General features: G+C 75.4%; 1 protein-coding gene. It reads left to right on the top strand.

The window, feature by feature from the left end; all coding sequences use genetic code 11:
- The first annotated feature begins 233 nt into the window (after positions 1-233).
- Positions 234-22,073 (top strand): non-ribosomal peptide synthase/polyketide synthase, encoded by a 21,840-nt coding sequence (locus ACFY6U_RS05130; RefSeq protein WP_390035207.1) that lies wholly within the window; start codon positions 234-236, stop codon positions 22,071-22,073.
- Positions 22,074-22,111: the final 38 nt, after the last annotated feature.

Here is a 22,111-nt window from a genome sequence, read left to right as displayed (position 1 = left end):
GCCGAAAGTCATGTTGACCCTGTTGGGTTAGGCAATCCTTACCTTACTATGCGAGCGGTCGCGGCTCCGCTGAGCCGTTCCACACCTATGGGGAGGCACGGGCAGCTGTGTCGGGCAACACGCGTTCTTCCGCACCTTCTTCTGCGGCTTCGGCTTCGGCTTCGACGGCGCGGACGGCATCCACGGAGAAGTACTGGCGGGAACGGTTCGCCGCACCGGCACCGGAGACCTCACTGCCGTTCGACTTCCCGCACCCGGCGCGCCCGCGGGAACCGCGGCCGCGAGAGGTCCGCACGGCCGAACTCGGCGTGACGGCCGACGAATCCAGCCTGCTCGCCGCCTTCGCCGCCCTGCTGCACCGCTACGGCGGCGGCACCGGCCAGGACCTGACGGTCGCTCACGACGGCCTGCCGCTGCGGCTGGTGGTGAACGGCGCCATGACGTTCGCCGAGTTGCGCGACCACGTCACGAGCGCCCGCGCGCAGGCCGCCGCCCACCGGCTGCCCACCGCCGAGCTGCTCCGGCTGCTCGCGCCCGAACCCGGCCGCGGCGGCAGCCTGGTGTCCGCCGTCGGCTTCGGCCCCGCGCCCTGGGACGAGGGCGGCCCGCTGGACCTGGCGCTGTCCCTGAGCGGCACGGCGTTGCGCGCGGACTACGCCGCCGACCTCTTCCAACCCGCCACTGTCGACCGGATCCTCGGCCACTACGCCACGCTCCTCGCCGACGCCCTGGACCGGCCCGGAATCCCCGTCGCCGATCTCGGACTCCTCGGCGTCGACGAGCGGCGGCGGATCCTGGCCGACTGGAACGACACCGCGCACGACGTGCCCGCGCTCACCTGGCCGCGCATGTTCGCCGACCAGGTCGCCGCCCGCCCCGGCGCAGTGGCCCTCGTCCACGAGGACGTCCGCCTCACCTACGCCGAACTCGACGCCCGCGCCGCCCGGCTGGCACACGCCCTGGTCGCCCGGGGCGCCGGTCCCGAGCAGGTCGTGGCGCTCGCCGTACCCCGCTCCGCGGACATGATCGTCGCGCAGGTCGCCGTACTGAAGACGGGCGCGGCCTACCTCCCCGTCGACACCGACTACCCGGCCGACCGCATCGCGTACATGCTCGACGACGCCCGCCCGGTCTGCCTCGTCACCACCGCCGGCACGGTCCCCGACCTGCCGCCGGGCCCGGCGACGCTGGTCCTCGACGCCCCGGAGACCGTCGCCGAGCTGGCCGGCCACCCGGCCCACGACCCCGCCACCGCCGACGCGTTGACGGTCACGCACGCCGCCTACGTCATCTACACCTCCGGCTCCACCGGCCGCCCCAAGGGCGTGGTGCTCTCGCACGCCGGAGTCGCGGGGCTCGTGGCCACCCAGCGCGAGCGGTTCGGGATCGGCCCGCACAGCAGGGTCCTGCAGTTCGCCTCGCCCAGCTTCGACGTGGCCTTCTGGGACCTGTGCCTCGGCCTGCTCTCCGGCGGCCGGCTGGTCGTCGTGCCCGCCGACCGCCGGGTGCCCGGCGCGCCCCTCGCCGACTACGCGAACGAGCACGGCATCACCTTCATGATCCTGCCGCCCGCTCTCCTCGCCGCCATGCCGGACGACGTGCGACTCCCGCCCGCCGCCACCCTGCTGGCCGGCACCGAGCGGGTCTCGCCGGAGCTGGTCGGCCGCTACGCGCGCGGCCGGGTGATGTTCAACGCGTACGGGCCCACCGAGGCCACCACCAACTCCACCCTCGGCCTCTGCGACCCGGACACCCCGGCCGGCACCATCGTGCCCATCGGCGTCCCGGACCCGGGCACCCGCGCCTACGTCCTCGACGACCGGCTGCGACCCGTACCGGCCGGTGTGGTGGGGGAGTTGTACCTCGGCGGCGCCGGACTCGCCCGCGGCTACCTCGGGCGCCCCGCGCTGACCGCCGAGCGGTTCGTCGCCGACCCGTTCGGCGCACCCGGCGAACGGCTGTACCGCACCGGCGACCTGGTCCGCTGGAAGTCCGACGGGCGCCTGGAGTTCCACGGCCGCGCCGACAGCCAGATCAAGATCCGCGGCTTCCGCATCGAGCCCGGCGAGATCGAGTCGGTGCTGCGCGCCCACCCGGCCGTCGACCAGGCCGCCGTCGTGGTCCGCGAGGACCGCCCCGGCGACCGCCGCCTCGCCGCCTACGTCGTGCCCGCCCTGGACTCCCCGGACGGCACCGCCGAGGCCGACGAGGCCGTGTCCGACTGGAAGGACCTGCACGAACTCCTGTACTCCGCCGCCGGATCCGACGGCTTCGAGGAGAACTTCGCGGGCTGGAACAGCATGTACGACGGCCTGCCCATCCCGCTCGCCGACCTGCGCGAGTGGCGGGACGCGACCGTCGCCCGGATCCGCGAACTGCGGCCCCGCCGCGTCCTGGAGATCGGCGTCGGCAGCGGCCTGCTGCTCTCCCGGATCGCCCCCGACTGCGCCGAGTACGTCGGCACCGACCTCTCCGAGGAAGCGGTCCGCGCCCTGCGCGCCCAGGTCGAGGCCGTACCGGAGCTGGCCGGCCGGGTCACCCTGCACGCCCGGCCCGCACACGATCCGCACGGGCTCCCCGAGGGCCACTTCGACACGATCGTCGTCAACTCCGTCATCCAGTACTTCCCGGGCGCCGACTACCTCACCGGCGTCCTGCGCTCGGCCGCCCGGCTGCTCGCTCCCGGCGGCGCGCTGTTCGTCGGCGACGTCCGCAACCTGCGGCTGCTGCGGACGCTGGCCACAGCCATCGAGTCGGGCCGCGGCCACCGGGAGGACAAGGAGGCCTTGCGCGCCGCCGTCGACCGGGCCGTGGCCTGGGAGGGCGAACTCCTCCTCGACCCCGACTACTTCGCGACCCTGGACGGCTTCACCGCCGACGTGCGCGTCAAGCGCGGCGCCCACCACAACGAGCTGACCCGCTACCGGTACGACGTCGTGCTGCGCCCCGGCACCGCACCGGCCCCGGACGCCTCGGCCCCGGTGCCCTGGTCCGCGCTCGGCACCACGGACGCCCTCGCCGAGCGGCTCGCCGCCCCGGACCGCCCCGCCCGCCTCCGCGTCACCGGCATCCCCAACGCCCGCCTCGCCCCCGACCTGGCCGCACTCGGCGCCCTCGACGACAGTAGCCGCACCGGCAGCGCAGGCGTCGACCCGGAGACCCTGTACGAGACCGCCGCCCGGCACGGCTACCGGGCCGCGCTCACCTGGACCGCGGACGCCGAGGACGGCAGCCTCGACGCGGTGTTCGCGCGCGGCGACGACACCCCGCTCGGCCCGCTGTACGTCCCCGGCGGGCCCCACGCGCACGCCAACCGCCCGGCGCCGTTCCGCAACGTCACCGCGCTGATGGCCCAACTGCGCGCGCACGCCGCAGAGTTCCTGCCCGAGTACATGGTCCCGGCCGCCCTCGTCCCGCTGGACCGGCTCCCGGTCACCCCCAGCGGCAAGCTCGACTCCGCCGCCCTGCCGGTCCCGGACCACGGCCTGCTCAGCTCGGGCCGCCCCCCGCGCACCGAACGCGAGCGCCTGCTGTGCGACCTGTACGCACGTGCCCTGCGGGTGCCCTCGGTCACCGTCGACGACGACTTCTTCGCGCTCGGCGGGGACAGCATCGTCGCCATCCAGCTGCTCGTCCTGGCCCGCCGGGCCGGTCTGGAGCTGACCCCGCGCGACGTCTTCCGGCACCGCACGGTCGACCGGCTCGCCGGCGTCGCCCGCACCGCCGACGCCGGCGAGGACCCGGCCGACGTCCCCTGGGCCTCGCCGACCGCCGGCGAACTCGCCGCGCTCCAGGGCGACGCCCCGCTCGCGGTCGCCGAGGTCCTGCCGCTCGGCCCGCTCCAGGAGGGCTTCTTCTTCCACGCCCTCGTGGACGGCGCCGAACACGACGCCTACGTCGTCCAGCAGGTGATCGAACTCGCCGGACCCGTCGACGGCGGCCTCCTCCGCCAGGCCGCCCAGCGGCTCCTCGACCGGCACGCCCCGCTGCGCGCCTGCTTCCGCCAGCTCCCGGACGGCCGCCCCGCCCAGCTCGTCGTCACCGGCCTCGACGTGCCGTGGCGCGAGGTCGACCTGTCCGCCCAGGACCCCGCGATCCGTACCGGCCTCGCCGAGGCCGTCGCCGCCGACGAACGCGCCGGCCGCTTCGACCTCGCCCACCCGCCGCTGCTGCGCTGCGCCCTGGTCCGCCTCACCGAGGACCGCAGCCGCCTGGTCCTGACCTTCCATCACATCGTCGCCGACGGCTGGTCCCTGCCGGTCCTGCACCGCGAACTCCTCTCCTTCTACGGCGATACGCCCACGCCACCGGCCGAAGTCGCCCCGTACCGCGGCTACCTGGCCCACGTCGCGCGCGCCGACCGCGAGACCGCCCGGAACGCCTGGCGCACCGCCCTCGCCGGGTTCGACGAGCCCACCCGCCTGGTCGGGACCGCCGCCGCCGGGCCGATCGAACCCGCCCAGCTCCGCGTCGAGCTGCCCGAGCGCACCACCGCCCGGCTCACCGCCCGCGCCCGCGAACACGGCGTCACCCTCGGCACGGTCGTGCAGGCCGCCTGGGGCCTGCTCCTCGCCGGGCTGACCGGCCGCCAGGACGTGGTCTTCGGCACCACCGTCTCCGGCCGCGACGCCGCCGTGCCCGGCATCGAGTCGATGGCCGGCCTCTTCATCAACACCCTGCCCACCCGGCTGACCTGGGCCCCCGCCGACACCCTCGGCGCCGTCCTGGAACGCCTCCAGCAGGAGCAGAGCGCCCTGCTGGACCACCAGCACCTCGGCCTCGCCGAGATCCAGCGGGCCGCCGGGCACGCGGGCGACGGTGAACTCTTCGACACCCTGGTGGTGTTCGAGAACTACCCCGCCGAACCCGGCCTCGCCGACCCCACCGGCACGGTCCGGCTGACCGGGCACGCCTTCCACGACGCCGTGCACTATCCGCTGGCCCTGATCGTCAAGCCCGGCCGCAGGCTCGACCTGCGCCTCAAGCACCACCTGAACCGGATCTCCGGCGAGGCGGTGCGGCTGCTCGCCGACCGGCTCACCCGGGTCCTGGACGCCCTCGCCGAGGACACCGCACGCCCGGTGGCCGCCCTGGACCTGCTCGTCGACGGCGAGCACGTACACCTCGAGGGCGAGCGGCGCGCCGTACCCGCGACCACGCTGCCCGCCGCCATCGCCGCGCAGACCGCCCGCACCCCCGACGCCACCGCCGTCGTGTACGAGGGCACCGCCCTCACCTACGCCGAACTCGACGCCCGTGCCGAGCGGCTGGCCCGCCGGCTGCGCGCCCGCGGCGCCGGGCCCGAGCGGTTCGTCGCCGTCGCCGTGCCCCGCTCGGCCGAGCTGATGGTCGCCCTGCTCGGGGTGCTCAAGGCGGGCGCCGCCTACCTGCCGGTCGACCTCGACTACCCGGCCGACCGCATCGCGTACATGCTCGCCGACTCCGGCGCCCGGACCGTCGTCAGCACGGCACGGGACGCCGTACGGCTGCCGGACACGGCCGGGCTGGAGATCCTGTACGTCGAGGAGGACGAGGAGGACGAGGAGCCGCAGGACGTACCGCGGTCCACGCCCCTCACCCCCGACCACCCCGCCTACCTCATCTACACCTCCGGCTCCACCGGCCGCCCCAAGGGCGTCGTCGTCACCCACCGCGCCATCGGCAACCGGCTCGCCTGGATGCAGGGCGCGTACGGACTCGCCGCCGACGACCGGGTGCTGCAGAAGACCCCGGCCAGTTTCGACGTCAGCGTCTGGGAGTTCTTCTGGGCGCTGCACGAGGGCGCCGCGGTCGTGCTCGCCACGCCCGACGGGCACCGCGACCCCGCCTACCTGGCCCGGCTGATCCGGGCCGAGGGCGTCACGACGACGCACTTCGTGCCGTCGATGCTGGACGCGTTCCTCGCCGCCGACGAGGTCACCGCGGATCCCGCGTGGGCGGGCAGCCTGCGCCGCGTCTTCAGCAGCGGCGAGGCCCTCTCCGGTACGGCGGCCCGGCGCTGGCGCGGCCTGACCGGCGTACCGCTGCACAACCTGTACGGCCCCACCGAGGCAGCCGTCGACGTGACCCACCACGCCTACGACGGGGCGCCCGGCACCACCGTGCCCATCGGGCGGCCCGTCTGGAACACCGGCCTGCGGGTGCTGGACTCCTGCCTGCGCCCGGTGCCCGACGGGGTGCCCGGCGAGCTGTACCTGACCGGCGTCCAGCTGGCCCGCGGCTACCACCGGCGCCCCGCGCTCACCGCCGACCGCTTCGTGGCGGACCCGTACGCGGCCGCGCCCGGCGCCCGCATGTACCGCACCGGTGACCTGGTGCGCCGTCGTACGGACGGCACCCTCGACTACCTCGGCCGCACCGACCGGCAGGTCAAGCTGCGCGGCAACCGGATCGAACTCGGCGAGATCGAGGCCGCGTTGACCCGGCATCCGGCGGTGGCGCGCGGGGCCGTGGTCGTCCGCGACCAGCGCCTGGTCGCCTACGCGGTCCCGGCGGCCGGCGCCGTGGCCGACCCCGCCGAACTGCGTACCGCCCTCGCCGGGGCGCTGCCCGCGCCCCTGGTCCCGGAGGCGTACCTCGTCCTCGCCGACCTCCCGCTCACCCCCAGTGGCAAGCTGGACCAGGCCGCGCTGCCCGCCCCCGAGGCCGAACGCGCCGCCCGCCGCGAGCCCGCCGGACCCCTGGAGCGGCGGCTCACCGAGATCTTCGCGGCCGTCCTCGGCCTCGCCGACGTCGGCCCGGACGACGACTTCTTCCGGCTCGGCGGCGACAGCATCAGCTCCATCGGCGTCGCCGGCCGGGCCCGCGCGGCCGGCCTGGACCTCGGCCCCCGTGACGTGTTCACCCACCGGACCCCCGCCGCCCTCGCCGCCACCGCCTGCACCGTCACGCGTGAAGAGCCCACCCCCGCTGCCGCCGTCACCCTCACCGACGCCGAACACGCCCGGATCCGCGCCCTCGCCGCCCCGGCCGCCGTCTCCGAGGTCTGGCCACTGGCCCCGCTCCAGGAGGGCCTGTTCTTCCACTCGGCCTACGACCAGGGCGCGTTGGACGTCTACACCGTCCACGAGACCTTCGACTTCGCCACCGGCCTGAACGCGGCCCGGCTGCGCGCCGCCGCCCGCGCGCTCCTGGACCGCAACCCGGGCCTGCGCGCGGGCTTCACCAGCTTGGGCCTCGACCAGCCGGTGCAGTTCATCGTCGAGGCCCCGGAGATCCCGCTCGACGAGGTCGACCTCTCCCACCTTCCGGCCGCCGAACAGGACGCGCGAGTGCGGGAGTCGACGGAAGCCGAGCGCAACCGCCGTTTCGACCTGTCCGTGCCCCCGCTGTTCCGGCTGCTCCTGCTGCGCCTCGGTGCCGAGCGCGGCGACCGGCTCGTCATCGGCCGCCACCTGATCCTCTGGGACGGCTGGTCGGCGTGGCTCTTCCTCGACGAGCTGTTCGCTCTGTACGAGACCGGCGGCGACGCCTCCGCGCTGCCCGTCCCCGGCAGCTACCGGGACTACCTGACCTGGCTGGGCCGGCAGGACGACACGACCGCCACCGCCGCCTGGCGGACCGCGCTGGCCGGCCTGGAGGAGCCCACCCTGCTGGCCCCGACCGCCGCCGACGGGCTCGAACCGGTCATCCCCGACCAGCTCGACGTACGCCTCACCGCCGAACTCGGCGACCGGCTGCGGGAGACCGGCCGCGTCCACGGCCTCACCCTGAACACCCTGCTCAACGCGGCCTGGGGCCTCACCCTCGCCTCCGCCACCGGCCGCACCGACGTCGTGTTCGGCACCACGGTCGCCGGCCGGCCCAGCGAGGTCCACGACGTCGAGAACATCATCGGCCTCTTCCTCAACACCGTCCCCACCCGGATCGCCTTCGACCCCGCCGAGCCGGTCCTCGACCTGCTCCGCCGCATCCAGGGCGAACGCCTCGACCTGATGCCGTACGAGCACCTCAGCCTCGGCGTGCTCCAGGCCGAGACCGGGCACCGCAAGCTGTTCGACACGCTGTTCGTGCTGCGCAACAACGACACCGAGGACCGGCTGGAAGAGCTGCGCACCCGGCACGGCGCCACCGCCGTCGCCAACGTCGACGCCACCCACTACCCGGCCAACCTCGTCGTCACCCCCGGGCAGCGGATCGCGGTCACCCTCACCCACCGGCCCGACCAGGTCCCGGCCGACCGCGCCCGCGCCCTGCTCGACCGCTTCACCCTCCTCGTCGACCGGCTCACCGCGGACCTCACCGCACCCGTGGGCTCACTCGACCCGCTGCTGCCCGCCGAGCACGCGGCGTTGCGCGAGGAGCGGGCCGCCGGCCGGGTCGAGGTCCCGGAGAAGACCATCGCCGACCTGCTGGCCGCCCAGGCCGCCCGCACCCCGGACGCCCGCGCCCTCGTCCTCGGCGAGCGCGCGCTGACGTACGCCGAACTGGACGCGGCCGTCAACCGGACGGCCCGGCTGCTCATCGAGCGCGGCGCCGGTCCCGAACGCGTGATCGCGCTCGGCCTGGGCCGCTCCCTCGACATGGTGGTCGCGCTCTTCGCCGTCCTGCGCACCGGCGCCGCGTACCTGCCCCTGGAGCTGGACCACCCGGCCGACCGGCTCTCCCTGATGCTGGCCGACGCCCGCCCGCTGCTCCTGCTCTCCACGAGCGCCGTCTCCGCGACCCTCGACGGTGCCGACCTGCCGCGCGTCCTGCTCGACGACCCGGCCGTCCAGGACGAGCTGGCCGATCTGCCGGACACCCCCGTCCGGCGCCGCTTCAGCCTCGAACACCCCGCCTACGTCATCTACACCTCCGGTTCCACCGGCCGCCCCAAGGGCGTCGTCACGCCGTACCGGGGACTGACGAACATGCAGCTCAACCACCAGAAGGAGATCTTCGAACCCGCCATCGCCGCGGCGGGCGGCCGGCGGCTGCGGATCGCGCACACCGTGTCCTTCGCCTTCGACATGTCGTGGGAGGAGCTCCTCTGGCTGGTCGAGGGCCACGAAGTGCACGTCTGCGACGAGGAGTTGCGGCGCGACGCGGAGGCCCTGGTCGCCTACTGCGAAGAGCACCGCATCGACGTCGTCAACGTCACGCCCACCTACGCCAGGCTGCTGATCGAGCAGGGCCTGCTGGAGGGCCACGTCCCGCCGCTGGTGCTGCTCGGCGGCGAGGCGGTCCCGGAGACGGTGTGGGCGGCGCTGCGCGACACCGAGGGCACCTACGGCTACAACCTGTACGGGCCGACCGAGTACACCATCAACACCCTCGGCGGCGGCACCCTCGACTCCGACACGCCCACCGTCGGCAAGCCCATCCGCGGCACCCGCGCCCACCTCCTGGACGCGTGGCTGCGCCCGGTGCCCGACGGCGTCCCCGGCGAGCTGTACATCGCGGGCATCGGCCTGGCCCGCGGTTACCTCGACCGGCCCGGCCTGACCGCCGAGCGGTTCGTCGCCGACCCGTTCGGCGCGCCCGGCGAGCGCATGTACCGCACCGGCGACCTGATGCGCCGCGGCCCCTGGGGGTCCCCCCGGCCGGAGGCCGGGGGAGGCAACCTCGACTTCCTCGGCCGCACCGACGACCAGGTCAAGATCCGCGGCTACCGCGTCGAACCCGGCGAGATCGAGACCGTCCTCAGCCGCCACCCGCTGGTCTCCCAGGCCGCCGTCGTGGTCCGCGACGAACGCCTCGTCGGCTACGTCGTGCCCTCCGGCGCCGACCCCGCCGACCGCACCGCCGCCGAGGCCGCGCAGGTGGGGGAGTGGCAGGAGATCTACTCCGACGAGTACGAGGAGATCGGCACCGCCGTCTTCACCGAGCAGTACGACGGCTGGGACAGCTCCTACGACGGCCGGCCCATCCCCTTCGAGCAGATGCACGAGTGGCGCGAGGCCACCGTCGCCCGCATCCGCGCCCTGAACCCGCGCCGCATCCTCGAAATCGGCGTCGGATCCGGCCTGTTGCTGTCCCGGCTCGCCCCGGACGCGGCGGAGTACTGGGCGACCGACTTCGCCGCCCCGGTCATCCGCAAGATCGGCGCGGAACTGCGGGACCGGGACCCCGAGCTGGCCTCCCGGGTGGTACTCCGCTGCCGGCCCGCCGACGATCTCAGCGGCCTGCCCGCAGGGCACTTCGACACGATCGTCATCAACTCCGTCATCCAGTACTTCCCGAGCATCGAGTACCTCACCGCCGTCATCGACGGCGCCATGGAACTGCTCGCGCCCGGCGGCGCCCTGTTCGTCGGCGACGTCCGCAACCTGCGGCTGGCCCGCACCTTCCACACCGAGATCCAGCGCGCCCGGGGGACGGCGGAGGCCGGCCTGGAGCGGGCGGTGGAGCGCGGGCTGCGCCTGGAGAAGGAACTCCTGGTAGACCCCGACTACTTCACCACCCTTGGTTACGGCGTCGACCTGCGCACCAGGCGCGGCCGCCACCACAACGAGCTCACCCGGCACCGCTACGACGTCGTCCTGTACGCCGGTGAGCCCGACGTCCGCCTCGACGACGCGCCGACGGTCGAGTGGAGCGCGGCCCACACGGTGGGCGAACTGGCGCGCGGCGGCCTGACGTCCGGCGCCGTCGGACAACTCCTGCGCGACGCGGGGGAGCTGATCGCCCGCGTGGGCGGACGCCCGCGTACCGGGCAGCCCGCCGCCCTGCGCGTCACCGGCATCCCCGACGGCCGCATCCGCGAGGACGGCGTCGACCCGGAGACCCTGCACGCGCTCGGTGCCGACGCCGGGCACCGGGTCCTCACCACCTGGTCGCCGGGGGCCGGAACCTACGACGCCGTGTTCCTGGGCGCCGAACACCGTCTCACCGGCGGCCTGTTCCGCCCCGGCGGCGGTACCGCCCCCTACGCCAACGACCCCACCGCCGCCCGCGAGACCGGCGCCCTGGTCCGGCGGCTGCGCGAGGACCTCGGCCGGGAGCTGCCCGAGTACATGGTCCCGGCCGCCTTCGTCACCGTCGACGGCCTGCCCATGAACGCCAACGGCAAGCTCGACGTGCGCGCCCTGCCCGAGGCCGAGCCCGCCGTCGCCCTCGGCGGCGGCCGCGGCCCCCGCACCCCGCAGGAGGAGGTGCTCTGCCGCCTGTTCGCGGAGGTGCTCGGGCTGCCCGCGGCCGGTGCGGAGGACGACTTCTTCGACCTGGGCGGCCACTCGCTGCTCGCCACCCGGCTGGTCAGCCGTGCCCGCACCGAACTCGGCGCCGAACTCGCCATCCGCGACCTCTTCGAGGCCCCCACCCCGGCCCGGCTCGCCGCCCGGGTCGGCGCGGCGAGCCCCGCCCGGCCGCCCGTCACCCCGGTCACCGACCGGCCCGCCCGGATCCCGCTGTCCCCCGCGCAGCGCCGGCTGCTGCTCGTCGAGCAGATCACCGGCAGCGGCGTCGCCTACAACTTCCCGCTGGTCTTCCGGCTGCGCGGCGACCTCGACACCGAGGCCCTGCGCACCGCCCTGCGGGACGTCGTCGCCCGCCACGAGGCGCTGCGCACCGTGTTCCCGGCGCACGACGGCGAGCCGTACCAGCGGATCGTCCCCGCCGCGGAGGCGCACCCCGCCCTGACCGTCGCCGACGCCGCCGAGGAGGCGCTGCCCGCGCTGATCGAGGCGGCCCAGCGCCGCCCCTTCGACCTCACGGCCGAACTCCCGGTGCGCTGCGAGGTGTTCCGGCTGGCCGACGAGGATCACGTGGTGGCGGTCGTCCTGCACCACATCGCCACCGACGAGTGGTCCGACCGGCCGTTCCTCGCCGACCTCGACGCCGCCTACGCGGCCCGCCGCGCGGGTACGGCCCCGGACCGGGCGCCGCTGCCCGTGCAATACGCCGACTACACCCTGTGGCAGCGGGAGCTGCTCGCCGCCGACGGGGAGATCCAGCTCGACCACTGGCGCGATGCCCTGCGCGGCCTGCCCGACGAGCTGACGCTGCCCGCCGACCGGCCGCGCCCCGCCGAGCCGACCGGCCGCGGCGGCAAGGTCCGCCTGGAGGTGCCGGCCGCCACCGTTCGCGCCCTGCGCGACCTCACGACGGCCACCGGCACCAGCATGTTCATGCTGTTCCAGGCCGCCACCGCCGCCCTGCTGCAGCGGATCGGCGCGGGCGACGACATCCCCCTCGGCGCGCCCGTCGCGGGCCGCACCGACGAGGCCCTCGGCGACCTGGTGGGCTTCTTCGTCAACACCCTGGTGCTGCGCACCGACCTCACCGGCGACGGACTCACGTTCCGTGAACTCCTCGGCCGGGTCCGGGAGTCGTCACTGTCCGCCTTCGAGTACCAGGACCTGCCCTTCGACCGGGTGGTGGAGGCCCTCAACCCGCCCCGGGTGGCCGGCCGCAACCCGCTCTTCCAGGTCATGCTCGGCTACCACCACCGGCCCGACGGCGACCCCGACGTGCTGGGCCTGGCCACCGAGTGGTTCGACATGGACACCGGCATGGCCAAGTTCGACCTGCACTTCACCTACGTCGACGAGTCCGACCGCGTGGTCCTGCTCCTGGAGTACGCCACCGACCTCTTCGACCACGGCACGGCCGAAGCCCTGGCCGACCGCGCGGCCCGGCTCCTCGCGCACGCCGCCGCCGCTCCCGACGCCCCGCTCAGGGACCTCGACCTCCTGCACGAGGACGAGCGGTACCGTCTCCTCACCGGCTGGAACGACACCGCCCGTCCCGTCCCGGAGCTCACCCTCCCCGAGCTGTTCCGCGCCCAGGCCGCCCGCACCCCCGACGCCACCGCCCTTGTCTTTGAGGAGCAGCGGCTCACCTACGCCGAGCTGGACGCACGGGTCGAGCACACCGCCCGGGTCCTGGCCGGTCTCGGCGCGGGCCCGGAGCGGACCGTCGCCGTCGCCCTGCCGCGCTCGGTCGACCTCGTCGTGGCCCTCCTCGCCACGCACCGCGCCGGTGCCGCCTACCTGCCGCTGGACCCGGACCACCCGGCCGACCGGCTCGCCCTCATGGCCGAGGACGCCCGCCCGGTGTACGTGATCCGTGACGCCCTGCCCACCGGCCCGCAGGCGCCGCTCCCGACGTCCTACGACCCCCGGCACCCGGCCTACGTCATCTACACCTCGGGCTCCACCGGCCGTCCCAAGGGTGTCGTCGTCCCGCACGCGGGCATCGTCAACCGCCTGCTGTGGATGCAGGACACCTACCGCCTCGGCGCCGACGACCGGGTGCTGCAGAAGACGCCGGCCGGCTTCGACGTGTCGGTGTGGGAGTTCTTCTGGCCGCTGATCACCGGCGCCACGCTGGTCGTCGCCCGGCCCGAGGGCCACCGCGACCCCGTCTACCTGGCCGCGCTCATCCGCGAACAGGACGTCACCACCGTCCACTTCGTGCCCTCGATGCTCCAGCTCTTCCTGGAGGAGCCGACGGCCGCCGGCTGCACCGGCCTGCGCCGCGTGCTGTGCAGCGGCGAGGCCCTCCCGGCCGCCCTCACCCGCCGCTTCCACGAGGTGCTGGACTCCGGGCTGCACAACCTCTACGGCCCCACCGAGGCGTCCGTCGACGTCACCGCGATCGAGATCGGCCCCGGCGCCACCGCCGTCCCCATCGGCCGCCCGGTGTGGAACACCCGCCTGTACGTCCTCGACGCGGGCCTGCGCCCGGTGCCGCCCGGCGTCCCGGGCGAGCTGTACCTGGCGGGCGTCCAGCTGGCCCGGGGCTACCTGAACCGGGTCGGCCTGACCGCCGAGCGGTTCGTGGCCGACCCGTACGGTCCGGCCGGCAGCCGGATGTACCGCACCGGGGACCTCGCCCGCTGGACCGCGGAGGGCACGGTCGAGTACCTCGGCCGCACCGACGACCAGGTGAAGGTGCGCGGCTTCCGCGTCGAGCCCGGCGAGGTCGAGACGGTGCTCGCCGCCCATCCGGCCGTCGCCCACGCCACGGTCGCCGTGCACGGCCAGGCGCTCGTCGCCTACGTCGTCCCCGCCGCGGGCCCGGTGGTGGACGCGACCGCCCTGCGCGCCCACGCCGCCGCCGTGCTCCCCGCCCACATGGTGCCGGCCGCCTACGTCACCCTCGGCACGCTGCCGCTCACCCCGAACGGCAAGCTCGACCGCAAGGCCCTGCCCGCCCCCGAGCTCACCGCGGGCACGGGAGACGGGAACCCGCCGCGCACCCCGCGCGAGGAGATCCTCGCCGCCCTGTTCGCCGACGTCCTGGGCCGCGAACGGGTCGGCGTGGACGACGACTTCTTCGCGCTGGGCGGGCACTCGCTGCTCGCCATGCGCCTGGCCGCCCGCGTCCGCACCGCGCTCGGCACCGAACTGACGGTCCGCGCCGTCTTCGAGGCACCGACGGTGGCCCTGCTCGCCGCCCGCACCGGCACCTCCGGCAGCGCGGCCCGTCCCGCGCTCGCCGCTCCGCGCCCGCGTCCCGAACGGCTGCCGCTGTCCTCCGCGCAGCGCAGGCTGTGGCTGCTCGCGCAGGTCGACGGCGCGAGCACGGCCTACAACCTCCCCTCGGCCTGGCGGCTGACCGGCCCACTCGACCGGGACGCCCTCCAGGCCGCCCTGAACGACGTGGCCGCCCGGCACACTCCGCTGCGGACCGTCTTCCCGGCGGTCGACGGGGTGCCGTACCAGCGGATCCTGGAGGATGTCCGAGTCCCGCTGGAGACGGCCCCGTTCGACGCGCTCGCCGACCGGGCCGCGCACGTCTTCGACCTGGAGCGCGAACTCCCGCTCCGCGCCACCCTGTTCGAGACCGGCCCCGACGAGCACGTCCTGCTGCTCCTGCTGCACCACATCGCCACCGACGAGTGGTCCGACCGGCCGTTGCTCGCCGGCCTTTCCACCGCCTACGCGGCCCGCACCGCGGGCCTGGCCCCCGACTGGACGCCGCTTCCCGCGGGTTACGCCGACTACACGCTCTGGCAGCGCGACCTGCTGGCCGCGACCGAGACAGACCTGCTCGACCACTGGACCGAGGCCCTGCGCGGGCTGCCCGCCGAGCTGAACCTGCCCGCCGACCGGCCGCGCCCCGCCGAGCCCAGCGGGCGCGGCGGCACCACCGGCTTCACCGTGCCGCCCGCCCTGGCCGGCGCCCTGCGCGGGCTGGCCCGCGCCCACGGCGTCAGCATGTTCATGGTGGCCCAGGCCGCGGTGGCCGCGCTGCTGCACCGGCTCGGCGCCGGGGACGACATCCCGCTCGGCGCCCCGGTGTCCGGACGGTCCGACGAGGCCCTCGAAGACCTGGTCGGGTTCTTCGTCAACTCGCTGGTCCTGCGCACCGACCTGTCCGGCGACCCCACCTTCGCCGACCTGCTCGCCCGGGTCCGGGACACCGACCTGGCCGCCTACGAGCACCAGGACCTCCCCTTCGAACGGCTGGTGGAGGCCCTCAACCCCGAACGCTCCCTCGCCCGGCACCCGTTGTTCCAGGTGATGGTCGTCCACCTCGCGGGACAGGGCGGCGGTCCCGAGCTGCCCGGCCTGACCGCCCGCCGGGAGACCGTCGGGCAGGACGGCGCCAAGTTCGACCTCAGCTTCGACTTCGTCGAGCAGGGCGAGCACATCGACGGCTGGATCGAGTACAGCGCCGACCTCTTCGACGAGCGGACCGCCGGACTCCTCGCCCGCCGCCTGGAGTCCCTGCTGGCCCAGGTCGCCGCCGACCCCGGCCGCCGCGTCGGCACCCTCGACGTGCTGCGCGAGGACGAACGCGCCCTCGTCCTCACCGGCTGGAACGACACCGCCCGGCCCGTCCCGCACCTCACCCTCCCCGAGCTGTTCCGCGCCCAGGCGGCCCGGACGCCCGCCGCCACGGCCGTCGTCCTCGAGGACACCCGGCTCACCTACGCCGAACTCGACCGGCGCGTCGAACGGCTGGCCCACACCCTCGCCGCGCACGGCGCCCGCGCCGAGACGACCGTCGCCGTCGCCCTGCCGCGCTCGCTCGCCCTCGTGGTGACCCTGCTCGCCGTGCACCGCGCGGGCGCCGCCTACCTGCCCCTCGACCCCGGCCACCCGGCCGAGCGGCTCGCGTACACGCTCACCGACGCCCACCCGGCCTGCCTGGTCACGGGGGAGGGCGCGGCCGTCCCGGACACCGGCGTGCCCCGCCTCACGGTGACCGCCGACGGCACCCCGGAGCACCCGGCCGACGCCCCGCTGCCCACCTCCTACGACCCCCGGCACCCGGCCTACGTCATCTACACCTCGGGCTCCACCGGCCGTCCCAAGGGTGTCGTCGTCCCGCACGCGGGCATCGTCAACCGCCTGCTGTGGATGCAGGACACCTACCGCCTCGGCGCCGACGACCGGGTGCTGCAGAAGACGCCGGCCGGCTTCGACGTGTCGGTGTGGGAGTTCTTCTGGCCGCTGATCACCGGCGCCACGCTGGTCGTCGCCCGGCCCGAGGGGCATCAGGACCCGGCCTACCTGGCCGGCCTGATCCGGCGCGAGCGCGTCACCACCGCCCACTTCGTGCCGTCCATGCTGCGCGCCTTCCTCGACGAGCCCACCGCCGCCGACTGCACCGGCCTCCGCCAGGTGATGTGCAGCGGCGAGGCCCTGCCCGCGCCCCTGGCCGCCCGGTTCCGTGACGTCCTGCCGGACACCCGGCTGCACAACCTCTACGGCCCGACGGAGGCCTCCGTCGACGTCACCGCCCACGAGGTGCCGGCCGACCCGGTCGCCGTGCCGATCGGGCGCCCGGTGTGGAACACCCGCACCTACGTCCTCGACGCGGGCCTGCGCCCCGTCCCGCCCGGTGTCGCGGGCGAGCTGTACCTGACGGGCGTGCAGCTGGCCCGCGGCTACCTCGGCCGCCCCGCCCTGACCGCCGAACGGTTCGTCGCCGACCCGTTCGGCGCGCCCGGCGAGCGCATGTACCGCACCGGCGACCTGGCCCGCTGGACGGCCGACGGCGAGCTGGAGTACCTCGGCCGCACCGACGACCAGGTCAAGCTGCGCGGCTTCCGGATCGAGCCCGGCGAGATCGAGACCGTGCTCGCCGCCCATCCGTCCGTCGCGCACGCCACCGTCGTCGTCCGCGACGACCGGCTCGTGGCCTACGTCGTCCCGGCCCCCGAAGCGGCCGTCCCGGCCCCGGGAGCCGCAGGGCCGGCGACGCTCGACTCCGCCGCCCTGCGCGCCCACGCCGCGGCCGCCCTGCCCGCGTACATGGTCCCGGCCGCCCTGGTCACCCTCGACGCCCTCCCGCTCACCCCGAACGGCAAGCTCGACCGCCGGGCCCTGCCCGCCCCGGACTTCGCCGCCGAGGTGACCGGCACCCGGCCGCGCACCCCGCTGGAGGAGACCCTCGGCGCCCTCGTCGCCGACGTGCTCGGCCTCGAACGGGTCGGTGTGGACGACGACTTCTTCGCCCTCGGCGGGGACAGCATCGTCGCCATGCAACTGGCCGCCCGGGCCCGCGCCGCCGGGCTGGCGTTCAGCCCGCGCGACGTGTTCCGGCACAAGTCGGTGGCGGGACTGGCCGCCGTCACCACGACCGCCACGTCCGGGGACCGGGCCGGGGAAACCGTCCTCCTCGACCTCACCGACGCCGAACGCGCCGAGGTCGCCGCCCTGCCCGCCGGCACCGACGTGCTGCCCCTCTCCCCGCTCCAGGCCGGACTGCTCTTCCACGCGGCCCTGGACTCCGGCGACGAGGGACCGGACGTCTACACCGTCCAGATCTCCTACGAACTCGAAGGCCGCGTCGACGCCGACCGCCTGCGCGCCGCCGCACAGGACCTGCTCGACGCCCACGAGAACCTGCGCAGCGGCTTCCGGTACCTGTCCTCCGGCCGTGCGGTGGCCGTCGTACCGCGCACCGCCGTGCTGCCCTGGCGGCTGCTCGATCTCACCGGTGGCGACGAGCAGGCCTGGACCCGGCTGCTCGGACAGGAGCGGCGCCGCTTCGACCCCGAACGCCCGCCGCTGCTGCGCCTGTTGCTGGCCCGCACCGGCCCGGACCGGCACCGCCTCGTCCTCTCGCACCAGCACCTGCTCCTCGACGGCTGGTCGCTGCCGCTGCTCGCCGCCGAGCTGTGGGCGCGCTACGAGGGCCGCACCCCGGCCCCGCCCGCCCCCTACCGGGAGCACCTGCGACTGCTGGCCGCCCAGGACCCGGCCGCCTCCGCCGCCGCCTGGACCGAGGCGCTCACCGGCCTCGCCGAACCCACCCGGCTCGCGCCCGCCGACCCCGACCGGGCCGCCGCCGTCCCGCACACCCACACCGTGGAGCTGGACGCCGGCCGCACGGCGGAGCTGGAGGCGTTCGCCCGGCGCGCGGGCGTCACCGTCAACACCCTCGTCCAGGCGGCCTGGGGCGTGCTGCTCGGCCGGCTCACCGGACGCGACGACGTGGTGTTCGGCGCCACCGTCGCGGGCCGCTCGCCCGAACTCGACGGATCCGAGACGATGATCGGCCTGTTCATCAACACGGTCCCGGTCCGGGTGCGGATCCGCCCCGAGGAGAGCACGGCCGCCCTCCTGGAGCGGCTCCAGGACGAGCAGTCCCGGCTCATCGCCCACCAGCACCTCGGCCTCGCCGACATCCAGCGCACCGCCGGACTCGGTGAACTCTTCGACACACTCGTGGTGTTCGAGTCCTACCCGGTGGCGGAGCCGGACCAGGGGGCGGGCGAGAAGACGGGTGCCGCACCGCGCGTCACGGTCCGCGAGCACGCGGACTCCACCCACTACCCGCTGGCCTGGGCGGTCGAGCCCGCCGAACGGCTGCGGGTGACCGCCGAGTTCCGCCCCGACCTGTTCGAGGCGGCCACCGTACGGCGGATCGCGGACGCCCTGACCGGCCTGCTGACCGGCATGGCCGCCGACCCGGGGCGCCCCGTCGGCCGACAGGACCTGCTCGGCTCCGCCGACCGGTACACCGTCCTGGAGACCTGGAACGACAACGCCCTCCCGGCCGCCGAGCGCCCGGGCACGGTACCGGCGCTGTTCGCCGCCCAGGCCGCCACCACCCCGGACGCGGTCGCCGTCACCGACGGCCGTACCACCTGGACCTTCGCCGAACTCGACGCCCGCAGCACCGAGTTGGCGCGCACCCTGGCCGGGCACGGCGCCGGGCCCGAGCGGATCGTGGCACTCGCCCTGCCCCGCACCGCCGACCACATCGCCGCGATCCTCGCCGTGATGAAGGCCGGCGCCGCCTATCTGCCCCTCGACCCCGACCTGCCCGCGGCCCGCCTCACCGGCATGCTGGCCGACGCCCGCCCGGTGCTCGTCCTGGCCACCGCCGAGACCGCCGGGGACCTGCCCGCCACCGGCACGCCCGTCCTGCTCCTCGACACCCCGGCGGACGGCCTGCCGCAGGCCGAACCCGTCGCCCCCGGCCCCGACCACCCCGCCTACGTCATCTACACCTCCGGCTCCACCGGCCGCCCCAAGGGCGTCGTCGTCACCCAGCGCGGAGTCGCCAACCTCTTCCACAGCCACCGCCACGACCTGCACGACCCGGCCAAGGCGCGCACCGGACGGCGGCACCTGCGGGTCGGGCACGCCTGGTCCTTCTCCTTCGACGCCTCCTGGCAGCCACAGCTCTGGCTCCTCGACGGACACGCCCTGCACATCGCCGACGACGACACCCGCCGCGACCCCGAACTCCTCGCCGCGTTCATCCGCGACCGGGGCATCGACTTCGTCGAGGTCACCCCGTCCCTGCTCGCCCGGATGGCCGACAGCGGCCTGATCGGGCCCGGCGGGGACTGCCCGCTCGCGGTGGTCGGCTTCGGCGGCGAGGCCGTACCCGACGCCCTGTGGCAGCGGCTCGCCGCGCTCCGGGACACCGCCGCGGTCAACCTGTACGGCCCCACCGAGGCCACCGTCGACGCCCTGGTCGGCCGGGTCGGCGACAGCGCCCGGCCGGTCGTCGGCCGCCCCGTCCACCACTCCCGTGCCTACGTCCTGGACACCGCCCTGCGCCCGGTCCCGCCGGGCGTCACCGGCGAGCTGTACCTGTCCGGGCCCGGCCTGGCCCGCGGCTACCTCGGCCGGCCCGGCCTCACCGCCGAACGCTTCGTCGCCGACCCCTTCGGGATGCCGGGGGAGCGGATGTACCGCACCGGCGACCTGGCCCGCTGGACCGAGGACGGGTTCCTGGAGTTCGCCGGCCGCACCGACGACCAGGTGAAGATCCGCGGCTACCGGGTCGAACCCGCCGAGATCGAGGCCGCGTTGGACAGCCACCCGGCGGTCGCGCGGAGCGTCGTCGTGACCCGCGAACACCGGCCCGGCGTACGGCAGCTGATCGCCTACGCGGTCTCCGGCAGCACGGCCGGCGCCGAGCTGCGCGCCCATGTCGCCGCCCGCCTTCCCGACTACATGGTCCCGGCCGCCGTGGTCGTCCTGGAGCGGCTGCCGCTGCTCTCCAACGGCAAGCTCGACCGGGCCGCCCTGCCCGCCCCGGACTTCGCGGCGCCGGGCGGTGGCCGGGCGCCGGAGAACGACACCGAGCGCGTGCTGCGCGACCTGTTCGCGGACGCCCTCGGCCTGCCCGCCGAGGCGGTCGGCACGGACGACGACTTCTTCGCCTTCGGCGGGGACAGCATCGTCGCCATGCAACTCGTCGCCCGCGCCCGCTCGGGCGGCCTGCGGGTCACCCCGCGCCAGGTCCTCCAGCACCGCACGGTCGCCGCCCTGGCCGCCGTCGCCGTCCCGCTGGGCGCCGGCGACCGGCAGGCCGCGCACGACGACGGCACCGGCACCGTCCCGCTCACCCCGATCATGCGCGCCCTGCTCGACCGCGGCGGCCCCATCGCCGCGTACCACCAGGCGGCCCTGCTGCGCACCCCGGCGGACCTCACCGAACCCGGCCTGCTCGCCGTGCTCGGCGCCCTCGCCGCACGGCACGACATGCTCCGGGCCCGGCTGGTCCGCACCCCGGAGGCCGCGCTGTCGGTACCGGCGGCGGGCGGCACCGACGTACGGACGTGGCTCGCCCGGGTCGACGTACGCGAGGCGGCCGCGGACGAGAGCGCGCTGCGAGACGCCATCGCCCGCCATGCCCCGAGGGCGTTGGCGGGGCTCGACGCCGAGGCCGGGGCGATGGTGCGGGCGGTCTGGTTCGACGCCGGTCCCGACCGGCCCGGACGGCTGCTGCTCCTCGTCCACCACCTGGTGGTCGACGGCGTCTCCTGGCGCGTGCTGCTGCCCGACCTGGCCACCGCCTGGGCGGCCGTCCGCGGCGGCCGTACCCCCGAACTGGCCTCCGTGGAGCTGTCGTTCGCCCGCTGGTCCCGGCTGCTCGGCACCCGGGCGGGCGAACCGGCCGCCGAGGACGAGCTGCCCTGGTGGACCTCCGCCCTCGCCGCGGGCGCGGACCTGCCCCTGGCCCGCCCGCTCGACCCGGCACAGGACACCGTCGCCACCACCCGCCACCTGTCCCTCTCCCTGCCGGCCGCCGTCACCGGCCCCCTGCTGAGCCGGGTCCCGGCCGCCTTCGGAGCGAGTGTGAACGACGTGCTGCTCACCGCGTTCGCCCTCGCCGTCGGCGACTGGCGGGCCCGGACCCTGGGTGCGGAGCGCGCAGGCGGACCGGTCCTGGTCGACCTGGAGGGGCACGGCCGCGAGGAGGAACTCGCGGGCGACGCCGACCTGTCCCGCACGGTCGGCTGGTTCACCAGCGTCGTCCCGGTACGGCTCGACCCCGGTGCGTCCGGGCCCGACGCCCTGACCGGCGGTCCGGCGCTGGACGCGGCCGTGGCCCTGATCCGCGACCACCTCAGCGCCCTCCCGACGGCCGGCATCGGCCACGGCCTGCTGCGCCGGCTCAACCCGGCCACCGGTCCGCTCCTCGCCGAACTCGCCGAACCACAGATCGAGTTCAACTACATGGGCCGGTTCGAACGCCCCGCCGCAGCCGACTGGTCCTACGCCGCCGAGGAGGACGCCGCCGACCTCGACGCCGACGCCGGCATGCCGATGTCGCACGTGCTCACCCTCAACGCCCTCACCGAGGACCGCCCCGAGGGGCCGGAACTCAGCGCCCACTGGGCGTACGCGGCCGGACTGCTCACCGAGGAGGCGGTACGGGAGCTGGCCGAGACCTGGTTCCGGGCGCTGGAGGCGGTGGTGCGCCGCGCCGACGAACTGACCTGACCTGACCCCACCCAGAACGTTCATCAGACCGGAGAGGC

The sequence above is a fragment of the Streptomyces sp. NPDC013157 genome, assembly GCF_042899865.1.
In the GTDB taxonomy this organism is placed as follows: domain Bacteria; phylum Actinomycetota; class Actinomycetes; order Streptomycetales; family Streptomycetaceae; genus Streptomyces.
The sequence above is the reverse complement of the archived record's forward strand: the minus strand, read 5'-3'. Positions and strand labels throughout refer to the sequence as shown.